The sequence below is a fragment of the Flavobacterium chuncheonense genome (genome assembly GCF_042686145.1).
Classification (GTDB): domain Bacteria; phylum Bacteroidota; class Bacteroidia; order Flavobacteriales; family Flavobacteriaceae; genus Flavobacterium; species Flavobacterium chuncheonense.
Genome location: NZ_JBHUPC010000013.1, coordinates 448,904 through 465,432 on the forward strand (window position 1 = coordinate 448,904; position 16,529 = coordinate 465,432).

19 protein-coding genes are annotated in these 16,529 nt (G+C 31.9%); 13 read left to right on the plus strand and 6 right to left on the minus strand.

Annotated features, from left to right (window positions below; all coding sequences use genetic code 11):
• Positions 1 to 3 precede the first annotated feature (3 nt).
• Together ACFS5J_RS09510 and ACFS5J_RS09515 are read left to right on the plus strand one after the other, a co-directional pair.
• Positions 4 to 1,356, plus strand: coding sequence for an undecaprenyl-phosphate glucose phosphotransferase (locus tag ACFS5J_RS09510; RefSeq protein WP_379811891.1), 1,353 nt, complete (start codon positions 4 to 6; stop codon positions 1,354 to 1,356).
• Complete coding sequence (locus tag ACFS5J_RS09515) at positions 1,356 to 2,108, plus strand: glycosyltransferase family 2 protein (protein ID WP_379811893.1); 753 nt, start codon at positions 1,356 to 1,358, stop codon at positions 2,106 to 2,108. The genes ACFS5J_RS09510 and ACFS5J_RS09515 overlap by 1 nt, the downstream gene beginning before the upstream one ends.
• On the opposite strand, the gene ACFS5J_RS09520 is transcribed toward ACFS5J_RS09515, so the two are convergent.
• Positions 2,105 to 3,415, minus strand: coding sequence for a phenylacetate--CoA ligase family protein (locus tag ACFS5J_RS09520; RefSeq protein WP_379811894.1), 1,311 nt, complete (start codon positions 3,413 to 3,415; stop codon positions 2,105 to 2,107). The genes ACFS5J_RS09515 and ACFS5J_RS09520 overlap by 4 nt on opposite strands.
• Before the next feature lie 144 nt (positions 3,416 to 3,559).
• Between ACFS5J_RS09520 and purD the strand changes: the two genes are divergently transcribed.
• Positions 3,560 to 4,831 carry a phosphoribosylamine--glycine ligase gene (gene purD, locus ACFS5J_RS09525; protein WP_379811896.1) on the plus strand — a complete coding sequence of 424 codons (1,272 nt, stop codon included), beginning with the start codon at positions 3,560 to 3,562 and terminating at the stop codon, positions 4,829 to 4,831.
• Positions 4,832 to 4,866: 35 nt separating this feature from the next.
• On the opposite strand, the gene ACFS5J_RS09530 is transcribed toward purD, so the two are convergent.
• On the minus strand, positions 4,867 to 5,097 hold the full coding sequence (locus ACFS5J_RS09530) for a DUF6341 family protein (protein ID WP_379811897.1): 231 nt from the start codon (positions 5,095 to 5,097) through the stop codon (positions 4,867 to 4,869).
• Between the two features lie 46 nt (positions 5,098 to 5,143).
• Between ACFS5J_RS09530 and ACFS5J_RS09535 the strand changes: the two genes are divergently transcribed.
• Positions 5,144 to 6,073, plus strand: a complete 930-nt coding sequence (locus tag ACFS5J_RS09535; RefSeq protein ID WP_379811898.1) for a DUF6427 family protein — start codon at positions 5,144 to 5,146, stop codon at positions 6,071 to 6,073.
• On the opposite strand, the gene upp is transcribed toward ACFS5J_RS09535, so the two are convergent.
• Positions 6,068 to 6,721 carry a uracil phosphoribosyltransferase gene (gene upp, locus ACFS5J_RS09540; protein ID WP_379811899.1) on the minus strand — a complete coding sequence of 218 codons (654 nt, stop codon included), beginning with the start codon at positions 6,719 to 6,721 and terminating at the stop codon, positions 6,068 to 6,070. The genes ACFS5J_RS09535 and upp overlap by 6 nt on opposite strands.
• A gap of 74 nt (positions 6,722 to 6,795) precedes the next feature.
• Here upp and ACFS5J_RS09545 point away from each other — a divergent pair, with 74 nt between their 5' ends.
• Together ACFS5J_RS09545 and ACFS5J_RS09550 are read left to right on the plus strand one after the other, a co-directional pair.
• A complete protein-coding gene (locus tag ACFS5J_RS09545; protein WP_379811900.1) occupies positions 6,796 to 7,401 on the plus strand; it encodes a DUF4254 domain-containing protein in 606 nt (201 codons plus the stop codon).
• Positions 7,402 to 7,417: 16 nt separating this feature from the next.
• A complete protein-coding gene (locus ACFS5J_RS09550; RefSeq protein WP_379811901.1) occupies positions 7,418 to 8,455 on the plus strand; it encodes a glycosyltransferase family 9 protein in 1,038 nt (345 codons plus the stop codon).
• A 15-nt stretch (positions 8,456 to 8,470) separates the two neighbouring features.
• On the opposite strand, the gene ACFS5J_RS09555 is transcribed toward ACFS5J_RS09550, so the two are convergent.
• Positions 8,471 to 9,523, minus strand: a complete 1,053-nt coding sequence (locus ACFS5J_RS09555; RefSeq protein WP_379811902.1) for a 2Fe-2S iron-sulfur cluster-binding protein — start codon at positions 9,521 to 9,523, stop codon at positions 8,471 to 8,473.
• Positions 9,524 to 9,656: 133 nt separating this feature from the next.
• Between ACFS5J_RS09555 and ACFS5J_RS09560 the strand changes: the two genes are divergently transcribed.
• From ACFS5J_RS09560 to ACFS5J_RS09590, 7 genes are read left to right on the plus strand one after another with little or no spacing between them, the layout of a single operon-like run.
• A complete protein-coding gene (locus ACFS5J_RS09560) occupies positions 9,657 to 9,992 on the plus strand; it encodes a PadR family transcriptional regulator (protein WP_371269405.1) in 336 nt (111 codons plus the stop codon).
• Position 9,993: 1 nt separating this feature from the next.
• Positions 9,994 to 10,623, plus strand: coding sequence for a hypothetical protein (locus tag ACFS5J_RS09565; protein WP_379811903.1), 630 nt, complete (start codon positions 9,994 to 9,996; stop codon positions 10,621 to 10,623).
• Positions 10,620 to 11,243, plus strand: a complete 624-nt coding sequence (locus ACFS5J_RS09570; RefSeq protein WP_379811904.1) for a hypothetical protein — start codon at positions 10,620 to 10,622, stop codon at positions 11,241 to 11,243. Before ACFS5J_RS09565 ends, ACFS5J_RS09570 begins: the two co-directional genes overlap by 4 nt.
• Positions 11,240 to 11,944, plus strand: a complete 705-nt coding sequence (locus ACFS5J_RS09575) for a hypothetical protein (RefSeq protein WP_379811905.1) — start codon at positions 11,240 to 11,242, stop codon at positions 11,942 to 11,944. The genes ACFS5J_RS09570 and ACFS5J_RS09575 overlap by 4 nt, the downstream gene beginning before the upstream one ends.
• 1 nt (position 11,945) lies before the next feature.
• Complete coding sequence (locus ACFS5J_RS09580; protein ID WP_379811906.1) at positions 11,946 to 12,641, plus strand: hypothetical protein; 696 nt, start codon at positions 11,946 to 11,948, stop codon at positions 12,639 to 12,641.
• Positions 12,642 to 12,690: 49 nt separating this feature from the next.
• The gene (locus ACFS5J_RS09585; RefSeq protein ID WP_379811907.1) at positions 12,691 to 14,157 is read left to right on the plus strand and encodes a DUF5687 family protein; all 1,467 of its coding nucleotides are present in this window, start codon (positions 12,691 to 12,693) and stop codon (positions 14,155 to 14,157) included.
• An 8-nt stretch (positions 14,158 to 14,165) separates the two neighbouring features.
• The gene (locus tag ACFS5J_RS09590) at positions 14,166 to 14,861 is read left to right on the plus strand and encodes an ABC transporter ATP-binding protein (RefSeq protein ID WP_379811908.1); all 696 of its coding nucleotides are present in this window, start codon (positions 14,166 to 14,168) and stop codon (positions 14,859 to 14,861) included.
• Positions 14,862 to 14,905: 44 nt separating this feature from the next.
• Here the strand turns inward: ACFS5J_RS09590 and ACFS5J_RS09595 are convergent, their stop codons facing one another.
• Positions 14,906 to 15,415 (minus strand): acyl-CoA thioesterase, encoded by a 510-nt coding sequence (locus ACFS5J_RS09595; protein WP_379811909.1) that lies wholly within the window; start codon positions 15,413 to 15,415, stop codon positions 14,906 to 14,908.
• A 92-nt stretch (positions 15,416 to 15,507) separates the two neighbouring features.
• Positions 15,508 to 16,440 (minus strand): HU domain-containing protein, encoded by a 933-nt coding sequence (locus tag ACFS5J_RS09600; protein ID WP_379811910.1) that lies wholly within the window; start codon positions 16,438 to 16,440, stop codon positions 15,508 to 15,510.
• Between the last annotated feature and the right edge of the window lie 89 nt (positions 16,441 to 16,529).

Sequence of the window (16,529 nt, forward strand, 5' to 3'; positions counted from 1 at the left end):
AGTTTGTCACCTAAAATTGGAAGATATTCTGGCTATATAAGGCCTTTTTCATATTTAACCGATTTGATTATTATCAATTTGGTGGCCAACTTATTTCTCAATCAAGAGTTTAAAACGGTTGGCTTTCATTTTTTTATATCCTTTATCTGGGTTGGAATCGCTTGGAATGTAGCTTTTTATGAGGTATATCGTTTTACAAAAGAAATTCAAATTATAGGAAAAGTTATAAAGCAATACCTGCTTTTTTTAATATTCATTTTTGCATATTTAGGATATTTTTATAAGTTTTCAGAGCCATCTCAAATGATTCAATATATCACAATATCTATAGTGTTAGTGAGTGTTGAGAAGTTTTCAATATACTATTTATTAAGAAAATTCAGAGTTACTTTCGGAGGTAATTTTAGAAGAGTAGTAGTTGTGGGTTCTGGTAAACAAGTCCAACAATTGATTAATTTTTTTAATGATAATCCGGACTATGGTTATCAATTAGAAAGAGTGTTTGATATCAAAAAGGAAAAGAATAATAACTTTGCTTCATGTTTTGACTATGTTTTGACTAATAAAATAGATGAAATTTATTGTTCACTAACTAGTGTTTCAAATGCGGATTTGAATTATTTTGTTGATTTTTCTGACAATAATTTGAAGAAGTTAAAGCTTATTCCAGATAATAAAAATGTATTATCGCGAAATTTAATTTTAGATTATTATGGAATAATTCCAATTGTTTCACTCCGTAATATGCCTTTGGATAAGCGCAGTAATCAAATAATTAAAAGAGCATTTGATATTTTATTATCCTTACTTATTATTGTTTTTATACTTTCATGGTTGACACCTATAATGGGTATTTTAATAAAGTTAGAATCAAAAGGGCCTATTTTTTTCAAGCAAAAACGAAATGGATTGAACTATGAAGAGTTTTCTTGTTTTAAATTCCGTTCAATGCGTTTAAATCCCATTGCAGATATTGAACAAGTTCAGAAGAATGATCCTCGAGTAACTAAAGTAGGAGCATTTATGCGCAAGACAAGTATTGACGAATTGCCGCAATTTTTTAATGTATTATTAGGCGATATGTCTGTAGTAGGACCTCGACCACATATGGTAAGTCATACCGAAATGTATGCTAAAAGCGTCGATAAATTTATGGTACGCCATTTTATAAAACCAGGCATTACCGGATTGGCACAAACGAGCGGATATAGAGGTGAAGTAGAAACAGAAAGTGATATTATAAATCGAGTGAAATATGATATTTTCTATTTAGAAAATTGGTCGATTTTGTTAGATATCAAAATTGTTTTTATGACGGTTTATAATGCTGTAAAAGGTGAAGATAAAGCCTATTAATGCAAGCCTTAGTATCCATAATAACGCCTACTTTTAATTCTGCTGAATATATTGCAGCAACTATTCAATCGGTACAAAATCAAACCTATACCAATTGGGAGCTGCTTATTGTTGACGATGCTTCAACCGATAGCACTGTTGCCATTATTAAAGAATTAATTGCAAAAGATTCTCGAATACAATTGTATCGATTAGATGAAAATGCTGGAGCAGCTATAGCGCGTAATGTTGGTATAGATAAAGTTAAGGGTGATTATATGACTTTTTTAGACGCAGATGACATATGGTTTCCAAACTTCATAGAAAACAGTATTAAATCAATTATACGAACAGGAGTACCTTTCGTTTTTTCATCTTATAGGAGAAGTAATGAAGCTTTGGAATTTGTGTATTCTGATTTTATTGTGCCAAAGCAGGTTTCCTATGACGATATTTTAAAAACCAATTCTATTAGTTGTCTTACCGCTTTTATAGATATTAAAAGATTAGGTAAAAAACACATGCCTATCATCCGTAAACGTCAAGATATGGGATTATGGTTACAGTATTTGAAAGTAATACCTTTTGCTTATGGAATTCAAGAACCGCAAGCTATTTATCGTATACGAGAAAATTCCCTTTCAAGAAAAAAATCAGATTTATTAAAATACCAATGGCAGTTTTATAGAGAAGTTGAAAAGCTGAATTTTCTCCAAGCGAGTTATTATATGTTCCACTGGATGTGGAGAGGTTTTATGAAATACCGCAATTAAAGCATCGATTGAAATTGCTTTAGTTTTCCTCTTGCAGTCCTTTTCAAAATGTCATTTCGTTTATAACTAAAATGTAATCCTGATTCTAAATATTTTGCAATAGCATTTTCAATAGCTGTAATTTGGTTAGAAGTTAATTCACATTCACTTACATATTCAATTTCAAAAGTATCTAAAGTCAGTTGACGAATGATAAATTCCTTAACAAGGCCATTTTCTTCAATTATACTTTTGGTAATGTAATAAAACGTCAAACCAGGAGCTTTTTTACCGCTTGGTAAAACGGCTATATCACTAGTCCGACCGGTTAATTGTTTTAAAATTGGTTTTTTCCAGGTGCTGTTTTCGGAGAGTATTCCTAAATCACCAATTTCATATCGAATGAAAGGATGTGCCTTGTTAAATAAAGAAGTTATTACTATTTTACCTTCTGTGCCATACGGAACCGGGTTGTTATCGTAATCCAAAATTTCAACAAATAACGTTTCATGATTAACAAGCCATTCACCATTTGGATTTTGAAAAGCAATTATGCCCAATTCAGAGGCACCATATTCGTTTACAATTGGAATACCTAAATATTTCTCAAGTAACTTTTTGTCTTCCTCAAATAGCATTTCCGAGGTTACCATACAGACTTTTAAAGTAGGACAAAAATCGGTTAATACTACATTCTGGCTTTGTAAATATTTTGCAAAAAGTACAATAGCACTTGTATAGCCATTGATATACTCGAATTTTTTAGTTTTAAAATGAGCAAGTATTTCTTCGAGCTGTGAGTCTGATAAATCAAAAATAGGAAAGCGATAGCGATTGCTTAAAAAATCTTTAAGGCGTTCTTTTCGGTTGTTAATAAAGTCTAATGGTATTCCGTAAAAACGCGCTTGAAATGAAGTATTAAAGTTAATATTATACCAACCAAAACGATGAATTGTAGAGGCCCATATTAAGGCGTGTTCTTCTTTGTCTTTTGCAAAAATAAAGGGGTGACCACCAGAACCAGACGTTTTGTTTACAAATACATTTTTACGATTATACCCAGTTGAAAGTCTTTCCAAAAGCGGTTGTTGCAATTCTTTTTTCGTTAAAACAGGAAGATCTTCCCATTTTGATATGTTCTGATTTCCAATATGCTTCTGATAGAAAAGATTGTTTTTTAAATGATGGTAAACAATTCTTTTCCTTTGCTCAATTATAAATTTTTGGTAGTCCTTTTCGGGAATATTGCAGATGTTTTCAAATCTCTTTTTAGCCTCCGTAATAGGGAAACCCTTTATTTTTAATGCGAAGTCAAAAAGATTAAACATGCCCAAAATTTAGTTCAATCAAAAATATGAAAAGGAGATTCTTTAAACTATTTAGTGGAAACTTTTTTTTAAAAATAAAACAAAGTATTTTTGCAACGTAAAACAACGCAATCTGAAAGATTTTCAGATTAAACAACGCATATTATGAATATTTTACTACTTGGTTCAGGTGGAAGAGAACATGCACTTGCATGGAAAATGCTTCAAAGTCCTTTATGTTCAAAATTATTTGTTGCACCTGGAAATGCTGGTACTGCAGCAATTGCACAAAATGTAAACCTTAATCCAAACGATTTTCAAGCAGTTAAGGCATTAGTTTTATCTGAAAATATTGAAATGGTTGTTGTAGGTCCGGAAGACCCACTAGTAAATGGAGTATATGACTTTTTTAAACAAGATGCTGAATTAAAGGCGATTCCTGTAATTGGACCATCAAAATATGGTGCACAATTAGAAGGAAGTAAAGAGTTTGCAAAAGAGTTTTTAGTAAAACATAATATTCCAACCGCTCGTTACGAGAGTTTTACAGCTGAAACAGTTGAAAGAGGATATGCTTTCTTAGAAACGTTACAAGCACCATATGTATTAAAAGCAGATGGATTAGCAGCAGGAAAAGGAGTTTTGATTTTATCTGATTTAGAGGAAGCTAAAACGGAACTTAAAAACATGTTGGTTGATGCAAAATTTGGATCAGCGAGTGCAAAAGTGGTTATTGAAGAGTTTTTAGACGGAATTGAGTTAAGCTGTTTTGTTTTAACTGACGGTAAAAATTATAAAATTTTACCAACTGCTAAAGATTATAAGAGAATTGGTGAAGGTGATACAGGATTGAATACAGGTGGTATGGGAGCTGTTTCTCCAGTACCTTTTGCTGATGCTGATTTCTTAAAGAAAATTGAAGATCGTATTGTGATTCCTACGATAGAAGGTTTCAAAAAAGACGAAATTGAATATAAAGGATTTGTATTTATCGGTTTAATAAAAGTAGGTAACGATCCATTTGTTATCGAATACAATGTTCGTATGGGAGATCCAGAAACAGAAGTTGTAATGCCTCGTTTAAAATCAGATTTGGTTGCTATTTTCCAAGCAATGGCAAATGAAGAATTAGACAAAGTCGCTTTTGAAATAGACGAAAGAAGTGCTACTACAATTATGATTGTTTCAGGAGGTTATCCAGAAGATTATGAAAAAGGAAAAGTAATTTCAGGTTTAGAGAATGTAGAAGGTTCTATTGTTTTTCATGCAGGAACGAAATTAGAAAAAGATACGGTTGTAACGAGTGGAGGTCGTGTTTTAGCGGTAACATCTTATGGTAATGATTTTAAAGAGGCTATCAAAAAATCATATGAGAATATCGATAAGATTAGCTTTGAGAAAATGAACTTCAGAAAAGATATCGGTTTCGATTTATAGTAATAAAAAATCCTCTTTAAAAGAGGATTTTTTATTTATTTTAAGAATGAATGTGCTGTAGTATCTTGCTCGTCTTCATTGTTTGATTTGAAAATGCTCAATTGTTTGAACCAATATAACATGGCAACAGAACAAATGATAATAAAGATCCAATTCAAAGTATTCGCAGCCCACCAATTTGTTAATTCCATTTCTCTTAACCAATCCATTGGTTTTAATAAAACATCAACAAATAACCATTGTATGCCTTCAAAAAGTGATTTCATTTTGATAAAGTATTATATTTACATCACAAAAATATAAAATATCCTGATGATAGCAAGCGTTTTTAGTAAAACTCGACCATTAAACTATTTAATTATAGGCATATTGGTGTTTTTTAGTTTTTTTGCCTACACATTTTCAAATTATGATGCGGCAGCAGGATGGGAAAGCATTGGACTTACTGTTTTAAAATTTGCAGTTGTTTTAGGGTCTTGTTTTCTGGTAAATTTTATCACATTAAAGAACAATTTGACAAAGGATAACACCTATGCAATTTTACTGTTTTTTATTTTCTTGTTGTTTTTTCCAACGATTTTCCAAAATATTGAAATCCTTTTTTCAAATTTATTTCTGCTTTTAACACTGCGCCGATTGGTTTCATTACGATCGATGATTGCTCCAAAGGAAAAAATTTTCGATGCTTCTTTCTGGATTTTTCTTTCTGCTTTATTTCATTTTTGGAGTATCATGTATATTGTTTTGGTTTTCATATCTATTATACAACACGTTTCTAGGGATTTTAAAAATTGGATTGTTCCTTTCATTGCTTTGTTTAGTGTAACAGTCCTTTTTTTAATGGCGAATTTGCTTTTGGATAATGAATTGTACCTACATTTAAAACATCAATCGTATATAAGTTTTGATTTTACTTATTTTGAAACGATATATCAAAACATAGCATTAGCTGTTTTTTCTTCTATTGCGATACTCTTTTTTAGCCAATCTATGGTGAGTATGGGAAATAAGACTATGAATATGCAATCGTCCTATAAAAAGGTTCTTTTTTCCTTTTTGTTAGGTATTGTTATTTATGTGCTTTCTGCCAATAAAAATAATAGTTGTTTGGCTTTTTGTTTGGCACCATTAGCTATTATGGGCGCTAACTTTGTAGAAAGTTTAGAAAATAATAAACTAAAGGAAACGCTTTTGTATTCATTATTGGTAATTGGAAGTTTCTTTTTTATCGTTTCGTTATAGTTTTTCACCATACGCTAAATCTCCAGCATCTCCCAAGCCCGGAACAATGTAATTGTGCTGGTTTAATTTTTCATCGATGGCAGCAATCCATAAATGACAATTTTCGGGTAAATGTTTCTTTAAATATACAATCCCTTCAGGTGTTGCTATCGTAACGGCAATATGTATTGCAGTTGGTTTTTCGTGTATTAGGAGTTTCTTTAAAACGGCAACTATGGATTGACCGGTTGCAAGCATAGGATCTACCAATAATATTGTTTTATCAGTGAATGAAGGAGCTGCTTTATATTCCACTAAAATGTCAAATTTGTCATCATTATCGTAATGATGGCGGTATGCCGAAATGAAACCATTTTCTGCAGCATCAAAGAAATTTAAAAAGCCTTGGTGCAACGTAAGTCCTGCTCTAAGAATAGAACATAGTACAATAGGTGTTGCAATAGCTGAAGTGTTTTTTATACCCAAAGGTGTTTGAACGGCAATATCTTTATAAGTTAATTTTTTACTGATTTCATACGCCATAATTTCCCCAATACGTTCAATATTGCGTCGAAAGCGCATGCTGTCCTTTTGAATATTGACATCTCGTATTTGAGCTAGAAAGTGATTTAAAATACTGTTTTCTTCCGAAAGGTGATGGATGTGCATGGGAAAATTAATTTTTATTACAGTTAAAAGTACAAAAAAACCTTATTTTTGTAGAAACAAAAACAATAAGAATCATGTTTGCAGAATTTGCTTTTCCTATTTTCGAACAAAGTATAAAAGACTATCACGTTATTGACGATGTATATCAACCGGTACAAAATCCTTTTGAAAAAGGCTCTATTGAACATTTGTTATATGCGAAAAATTGGGTAGATACTGTTCAATGGCATTATGAAGATATTATTCGTGATCCGCAAATTGATCCAGTAGCAGCATTGGATTTAAAAAGAAAAATTGATGCTTCAAACCAAGTTCGTACGGATATGGTGGAGTATATTGATAGCTATTTTTTACAAAAATATGCCGATGTAACGGTTAAAGCAGATGCAAAAATCAATACAGAAAGTCCAGCTTGGGCAATTGATCGTTTGTCAATTTTAGCTTTGAAAATTTACCACATGAGTGAAGAAGCAAATCGTGCAGAAGCTACAGCAGAACACCGTGCTAAATGTCAAGAAAAATTGAATGTACTTTTAGAGCAAAAAAGCGATATGTTTACATCAATCAGTCAATTGATTCAAGATATTGAGAATGGCGATAAATTCATGAAAGTGTACAAACAAATGAAAATGTACAACGACGAAGAATTGAACCCAGTATTGTACCAAAACAAAAAATAGTCATCTTATTTTTACGATGGCACAACCAAAACATATTGTTGTAATAAGGCTCTCAGCAATGGGAGATGTCGCAATGACAGTTCCAGTGCTTAGAGCCTTAGTTATGCAAAATCCTGAGGTTAGGGTAACAGTAGTATCCCGACCTTTTTTTAAACCTTTTTTTGAAGGCATTCCAAATGTTTCCTTTTTTGCAGTAGATGTTAAACAACGCCATAAAGGCTTTTTAGGGTTACTTCGATTGTATTCTGATTTGAAACAACTAGAGATTGACGCGGTTGCTGATTTGCACAACGTTTTACGTTCAAAAGTGGTTCGTTCACTCTTTTTTTTGAGTGGAAAAAAAATAGCCGCTACTGATAAAGGAAGAGCCGATAAAAAGGCTTTAACCCGTGCTGAGAATAAAATTTTCAAACCTGTAAAAGCAATGGTTGACCGTCATGTGGATACCTTCGCGCAATTGGGTTTCTCGGTTGATTTGTCAAAAAGTGTTTTTCCTACGAAGGCAATTTTGAATGAAGAAGTTGGCAATTTGGTTGGAGTTAAAAATCAAAATTGGATTGGTATAGCGCCTTTTGCTCAATACGAAAGTAAGGTTTATCCACTTGATTTAATGCAAGAAGTTATTGATGGCCTAGCAGCGGATAAGAATTCTAAAATCTTCCTTTTTGGAGGTGGAGAGGCTGAAATTATAAAGTTGAACGAATTGAAACAAAACCATCCAAATGTAATTGTTGTGGCTGGTAAAATAAAATTCCAAAGTGAGTTGGATTTGATTTCCAATCTGGATGTCATGCTTTCCATGGATAGTGGTAATGCACACATTGCTGCAATGTTTGGTGTGAAGGTGATAACACTTTGGGGAGCAACGCATCCGTATGCAGGCTTTAAACCATTTCAACAACCGGATTCATTTTGTATAACGGCTGATAGAACGCAATATCCATTTTTACCAACTTCTGTTTATGGAAATAAACACGTTGAAGGTTATGAAGATGCATTGCGAAGCATTTTACCACAAACGGTAGTAGATATCATAAAAAAGGAGCTAAACTAGCTCCTTTTTTTATTGTTATACATCATCAAAATCAACTTTGATTTCTGCTGTAACAGGATGTGCTTGACAAGTTAAAATTAAACCTTCTTCAATTTCACCATCGGTTAAAATTTGGTTCTTTTTCATTTCTGCTTTCCCTTCTGTTACACGAGCAATACAACTGCTGCAAATACCGCCTTGGCAAGAATACGGAGCGTCTAATCCTTGTTTTAAAGCCGCTTCTAAAATGGTTTGTTTTTGACTCATTTCAAAAGTAGCTTCTTCATCATCAACAATTACCGTAATTTGAGTGTGTCCACTTGCTTCGATATTTTTTTCTTCACCAGTTGTAGGAGTTGAGAAAAGTTCAAATTTAATATCTTTTTCGCTTATATTGTGCTCTTTTAAAACATCTGAAACAGTATTGATCATCGCTTCAGGTCCACACAAATAGAATTTGTCAAAAGATTTTTCCTTGTGTTTGTTGTTTAAAATGAAGTTTACATTTGATTTGTCGATACGACCAAATAATTCACCATCCACATTAGCTTGACTGTACACATAATGAACAAAAAAGCGTCCTACATAATCAAGATGCATTTGACTTAATTCATCATGGAATATGGTGTCTTGAGCAGTTTTGTTACCGTAAACCAATACAAAAGTACTTTTTGGTTCGCTTTCTAAAACCGATTTTACAATAGAAAGAATAGGCGTTATTCCACTACCAGCAGCAAATGCAGCGTAATTTTTTTGCTTATCAGCATGTGGTTCAAAAGTGAATTTTCCTTCTGGTGTACCCACTTCAATAACATTGCCTACTGCTAATTTTTCATTGGCAAACGTAGAGAAAAAACCATTTTTAACGGCTTTTACCGCAATGCGTAATTCGCCACTTTCCGGAGATGAACAAATGGAATAGGCTCTTCTTAGTTCTTGTCCGTCTAAAGTAAGTTTTAAGTTAACATACTGTCCTGCTATAAATTGGTAAAAACTCTTTAGTTCTTCAGGGATATTGAAAACAATTGAAACCGCAGCGGCAGTTTCCCTTTTAATTTCTTTTATGCTAAGTTTATAAAATGTCGACATATTATAGGTGTATTAAAGCAACAAAATTACGGAAACAATTTTTTTAAAATATGATAATTGTCAGAAAACTATACCTAAGAATTTTATACATAAGAAAATTATGTATATATTTGAATTATAAATTAAGAAGAGTATGAAAAATTCGCAATTGTATAAAGGGAGTCTCAATACCATTATTATGAAGCTTTTGGAGGAGAAAGGACGTATGTATGGTTATGAAATTACTCAAAAAGTAAAAGAAATTACCAAAGGAGAATTGACGATTACTGAAGGGGCATTGTATCCGGCTTTGCACAAGCTAGAGGCAGAAGGGTTGTTAGATGTTGAAGTGGAGAAGGTAGACAATCGTTTACGAAAGTATTATAAACTGACGGAGAAGGGTACTACCGAAACAGTAAACAGACTCGCTGAACTAGAAGAGTTTATCAAAAACATGCAAACAATAGTTAATCCTAAATTGAGTTATTAAGATGCTACTTACACAAGATCAATTACATAAAATAGATGTTATTTTAGATAAGTTAGGTTTGGATTTTTTGGATTTTAAACTGGAAGTTAAAGATCACATTGCTTGTCAAGTTGAAAGTATTATGGAAAGTAAAACGATAACTTTTGAAGAAGCAACACTTGAAGTTTTGAGAGATTGGGAAGAAAAGTTAATACCAACTCAGGGATGGTTAATGAGTAATGGGAGAACATTCCCAAAAATGGTTACAAAGAAAGTAACAAAAAGATTTTTGTTATACAACCTTGCGTTGTTTTCAATGATTGGTTTGAGTGTTTTTATTTTTATGTCATTAGATAAGAATTTTATAGAAAGAGTTTTTGAAAATGAGACCTTTTTGATTTTTTATGGTTTAATAGAGGCTTTATATATTGTCTTATGGGGTTATCTTCACAGGCAAAATATAAAGACAAGTTATTCATATCAGTTTAAGCAAATTGCTGTTTTAATTTTGATGGAAGGATTTATGGTATTTGGGTTAAATGTTAGTATTACAAATTGTATGGCATTTTTCACAATTATTGGAATTTCTCCCTTTTTGTTTTTTACTTTTTACAAACACCAACAGTTCATTAAAAAGTATCATTTAGTATGAAATTAAGTAAAGAAAATATAAAATTTATAGATAACTATTTGATAAATAGTGAGGTTGCTTATTATGATGTACGTATAGAAATGCTAGATCATGTGGCAGCTGCTGTAGAGCAAAAGATGGATGCAGAAAACGTAGAGTTTTATGACGCCTTTAAGGAATATATGAGGTTGAATAAAAAGGAATTGTTAAAGAGAGCAAAGTTTTGGTCGGTTTATTCTAAAGAAACCGTATTGAGTTTTTTTAAGTTTTTAGTTCATCCTTTACAACTTCTATTCGGTTTAGGTTTCTTTTGGGTTTTAGGACAATCTTCAATTTTTAGTTTGTTTTCCGAGCATTTTAGTTTCCGTAGATTTTTTTATTGTTGTTTTATTGGTTTGGCTGTAATACAATTTCTGTATTTCCATGTGATATTGAAAAAACGATTTTATAGTTTGGAACGTATAGGAGGTGTTCTCGCATTAATCTATTATTTACTAATTTTTTTAATGCCTTTAGGAAGCACCGAAAATCCGAGTGTAGTTTTTGTGACCTTTTTTAGTTACTTAATTGTAGCGTATGTTGTTTTCTTTATACGAGAGGTTTCGAAATTTCGTAAGAAAAATAAAATTTTGTTTCAATGAAATTGACAGCAGCACAAATCGATCGATTATACGAATTCACACGCCAACATTATGTGGAGTGGTATGATTTGCAAACGGAATTGGTGGACCATTTGGCTAATGCTATAGAAGCACAATGGCAAGAAAACCCAAAACTTGATTTTGAAGCAGCTTTGAAAAATGAGTTTAAGAAGTTTGGTGTTTTTGGTTTTATGGACGTTGTTGAGAAGCGTCAATTTGCTTTAAACAAGCGTTACAATAATTTAATTTGGATGCATTTTAAAACGTTTTTTAAAATACCTCAAGTATTTGGCGTCATATTATCAACTTTACTTTTTGCGCAAACACTAAGATTCATCTATTTTGATGGGATATTTTCTGCTCTACTTCTAATAGGAATGACTTTTTCTTCTGTATATGCTATAAAATCAACGTATCAAATAAATAGAAAGAAAAAGGAAAATAAAAAAAGATGGTTGTTTGAAGAGATACTTAATAGTTATGGATCGATGTCCGCTTTCATGTCTCTCCCGTTTTATGTATTAAATACTTTTTTTCGTTTTCGTGAAACGGTATTAGAAAAACCAATTGTGCTTTATATATTAAGTTTAGGTATAGTGATGTATTATTTAGCGGTTTATATTGTAATTAAAATTATACCAGCTAAAGCAAAAGAATATTTAAATGAGACTTATCCCGAATACAGCTTAGTAAATGAATGAGATGAAATTAACAACTGCACAAATCGACAGGTTGTACGAATTCACACGCCAACATTATGTGGAGTGGTATGATTTGCAAACGGAATTAGTAGACCATTTGGCCAATGCTATAGAAGCACAATGGCAAGAAAATCCAAAACTTGATTTTGAAGCAGCTTTGAATAATGAGTTTAAGAAGTTTGGTGTTTTTGGATTTATGGACGTTGTTGAGAAACGTCAAGTTGCTTTAAATAAGCGTTACAATAAAATAGTTTGGAAGCATTTTAAAGCATTTTTTACAATCCCTAAAGTGGTGGCTACTGTTTCTACTATAGGTGTGCTCTTCGTTACTTTTAGAAATTTAGGTAAGGGAGCAAATTTACTTGTATACATTCTTCTGTTAGCAGCTATTTTACTTTTTTGGATTTTAATCACCTTTAAAAGAGTTAGATACAATAAAGCGGCTAAAACCTCAGGTAAGAAATGGCTCTTTAAAGAAATCATTTTTGGATATGGAAATTTTGCAGGTTTAAGTTATTTGCCTATTCAGCTAATAGTTCATTTCGATATTAAATCAGAAATGGGTATATTCAAAGCTTTATTTTTTAGCATTTTAATCGTATCGATGTGTTTGTTAGATTACATTGTGCTTTATGAAATACCAAAGAAAGCAGAAGAATATTTAAAAGAGACTTATCCAGAATACGATTATGTTTAGTTTGTAACAATTTTCTTAAAATTAAGACTTATTTCACAAATAGGTATTTATGGTAAAACAGTTTCTTCAATTGCAATGGAAATCTTTTTTCCGTTCAGCTAGCTTTAAAACTAATCTTATTTTAAAAATTTTAATGGCATTTAGTGCCTTGTATTTTTCCATAGTTTTTATAGGATTAGGTGTCGGTTTATATTTCATACTTGAAGATCAAAATATCAACCCCATTCCTTTTCTAAGTGGTTATGTGGTTTTTTATTTTGTAGCAGACTTAGTGGTGCGTTTCTTTTTCCAAAACATGCCAACCCTGCAAATTAAGCCGTTATTAACTCAAAACATAAAGAAAAAGGCAATTGTTAATTTCACTTTGGGAAAAACAGTTCTATCTTTTTTCAATTTTATTCATTGGTTATTCTTCATTCCATTTACTATTGTACTAATGATTAATGAACCAAATATTATCAATAGTTTATTTTGGGGAGTTAGTATGTTGCTGTTTATTTATTGCAACAACTTTATTGCCATTTTAATGGATAAAAAAGATACTGTTTTTTATGTCATTGTGGGAGTATTTGCCGCATTAGGAGCTTTACAATATTATGGTTTCTTTGATATAGTTTCATATTTTTCAATTGCATTTCAACAATTTGCTAATCAATGGTATTTCGTAATAATTCCGATAGTATTATTGGTTGGACTTTACAAAGTAAATTTTGATTTCTTTAAAAAGAATTTATACTTAGATGCTGGCCTTGCAGGAAAGGAAACGGAAGCCTCTACTGAAAATTTGAGTTGGTTGGACAAATGGGGTACATTAGGAATATTTCTAAAAAATGATATTCGTTTGTTAAAAAGAAATAAGCGCTCTAGAACAACAGTTTTAATGAGTGTTCTTTTTATTCTTTACGGGTTATTGTTTTTTACCAATTCTATAGAGGCATACAGCGCACCGGTTTGGAAAATATTTGCAGGGCTGTTTGTTTCGGGAGGGTTTTTGCTCAATTTTGGACAGTTTGTGCCAAGTTGGGACAGTGCTTATTATCCTTTAATGATGACGCAAAATGTTCAATATAAAGATTACTTAGCGTCAAAATGGTGGTTAATGGTTATTGCTACAGTCATTTCAACATTATTGGCTTCATTCTATCTGTATTTTGGGTGGGAAGTGTATTTAGCTATTGTAGTTTCAGGAATCTTTAACATCGGAGTAAATGCTTCTTTAGTCATGTTAGGTGGTGCTTTTGTAAAGACACCGATTGATTTAGGGACATCTAAGAATGCTTTTGGCGATAAAAAAGCGTTCAATTTAAAAACCTTTTTAATTTCAATGCCAAAATTATTATTGCCGATGTTAATTTATGCAATAGGGCATTATACGTTAGGCTGGCAATTTGGCTATTTATTTGTTGCATTAACTGGAATAATGGGGTTTTTGTTTAAAAACAAAGTATTTCAAATAATTGAAAAAGTGTACCAAAAGGAAAAATATAAAACGATAGAAGCATACAAGCAAAAATAATTTTTGATATGATACAAGTACAAAATTTACAAAAGATATATAACGGAGTTCCAGTTTTAAATATAGAGTCATTGGAAATTCCAAAAGGACAAAGTTTTGGTTTAGTTGGAAATAATGGAGCGGGTAAAACCACGTTCTTCAGTTTATTGTTGGATTTAATCCAACCTTCAACGGGTAAGATTACATCGAATGGAATTGTGATTTCAGAATCGGAGGGATGGAAACCTTTTACTGCTGCATTTATTGATGAAACCTTTTTAATAGGTTATTTAACCCCTGAAGAATATTTCTACTTTGTTGGCGAATTAAGAGGATGGAATAAAGCAGATGTTGATACTTTTATAACAAGGTATGAAGATTTCTTCAACGATGAAATTTTGAATAAAAAGAAATATCTGCGCGATTTATCAAAAGGGAATGCTAAAAAAGTAGGGATAATTGCTGCATTGATTGGTAATCCTGAAATAGTTGTTCTTGATGAGCCGTTTGCAAATTTAGATCCAACAACGCAAATTCGATTAAAACGAATCATTAAAGAATTGGCAGATGATAATAATACCACAATTTTAGTTTCAAGTCACGATTTACAGCATACCGTAGAAGTATCACACCGTATAGTTGTATTGAATAAAGGAGAAGTGGTAAATGATATTGTTCCAAATGAACAAACTTTAAAAGAATTAGAGCAATTCTTTTCTGTTTAAAAAGAAAAAGGTCTAATTAAATTAGACCTTTTTTATTTATGTATTTAAGAAAATATAGCTTTTAACTCTGTTGCTTCACTTGCAGGCATTTTTCCTGCCAAAACTAAACTCAATTGTTTTCTGCGTAATGCCGCATCAAAACGTTGTTTTTCCAATTCCGTTTGTGGAATAATAGGTGGAACTGAAACAGGACGTCCAGTTTCATCAACGGCTACAAATGTATAAATACCTTCGTTAGCTTTGTTTTTAATCCCAGATTCACGGTCTTCAATCCATACATCAATGTAAATTTCCATAGAAGAGTTAAAAGTACGTGATACTTTTGATTCTACAGTTACTACACTTCCAAGAGGAATAGCACGATTAAACGCTACGTGATTTACAGAAGCGGTAACACAAATTCTACGAGAATGGCGACGAGCAGTTATACTTGCAGCACGGTCCATACGGGCTAATAATTCACCACCAAATAAATTGTTCAAGGGGTTTGTTTCACCAGGTAAAACTAAATCGGTAAGTGTTGTTAATGAGTCAGCAGGATATTTTGGTTCCATAGTTGTTGTTTTTTGCAAAGATAATAAGCAAGGTAAAAACAAAGCATAAAAAAATCCCAAATTTGGGATTTTCTTACTTTATTTTTTGACTATTATTCAATAAGCAACCAAGCTTCTTTATCGTATTCTAATTGAATTTTTTGTTTTGCAACTTCTGCTTCTTCAACAGTTTTATAACTTCCGTAAACTACAGGTATTAAACCATGTTTGTTTTCGGGTAAAATGTGTGCTTTAAAATTTTGCTCAATCAACATACTCAATGCTTTTTCAGCATTTTCTGTACTTCTGAAAGCACCTGCAACGATATGGTAAGGCATTTTCTCTTCAGCAACATTTAATTCAACAGCTTGAACCGGAGTGTTGATGAAAAAAGTAGCTTCTTGGATAGAATTTTGTACTTGTTCCTGTACATGTTTCTGAACCAAAAGTGTTTCTGCTTCTATTTTTCTGTCGTAAACGATTTTAGTACCAGCAGTTCCTGCTCCGATGAATATTGCAATAACTGCAGCATATTTAAGGAAACTGTAATTCTTTTTACGCTCTGGTGTGAAAATAATTGGTGCTTTTTCTTCTAATTCCTCAACTTGCTGTTTTAAAACTTCACGCGTTATTTTGTTACTCGTAAAATTTGATAATCCAAATGAAGCAGTAAGGTAGTTTAAGTTATTTGAAGGTACAAATACCCAGTTTGATTCTGCGCCACTAACTTTGATTTCACCAATATTTGGGAAATCTACTAGGTTACCTTGGTTTAAGGTAGCAATCCAAAAAGCAACTTGAGTGTTGATTTTTTCTAATGCGGCTTCAAAAGAAATACTTTCTTGTAAACTAATATGATTTGCCAAAAGACCATCATTGTTTTTAATGTTTACATTGAATGAAATTACTTTACGAGGTGCAATGAATGTAGCAGTGCTTTCGTTTACCTTCGCAGACTCTGTTTCAGCGATAAATGCGCCAAATCCTGGAACCGTAACGCATTGGTAACGATACAATAAATCGGAAATGTGTTTTTGAATCATCATATTAGCAAAGTTAGGGAAACAATAGATATGTCAAAATTTTATTAACAAATTTTATTAACAATTCACTTTTTTAAATAACTGATATTTGT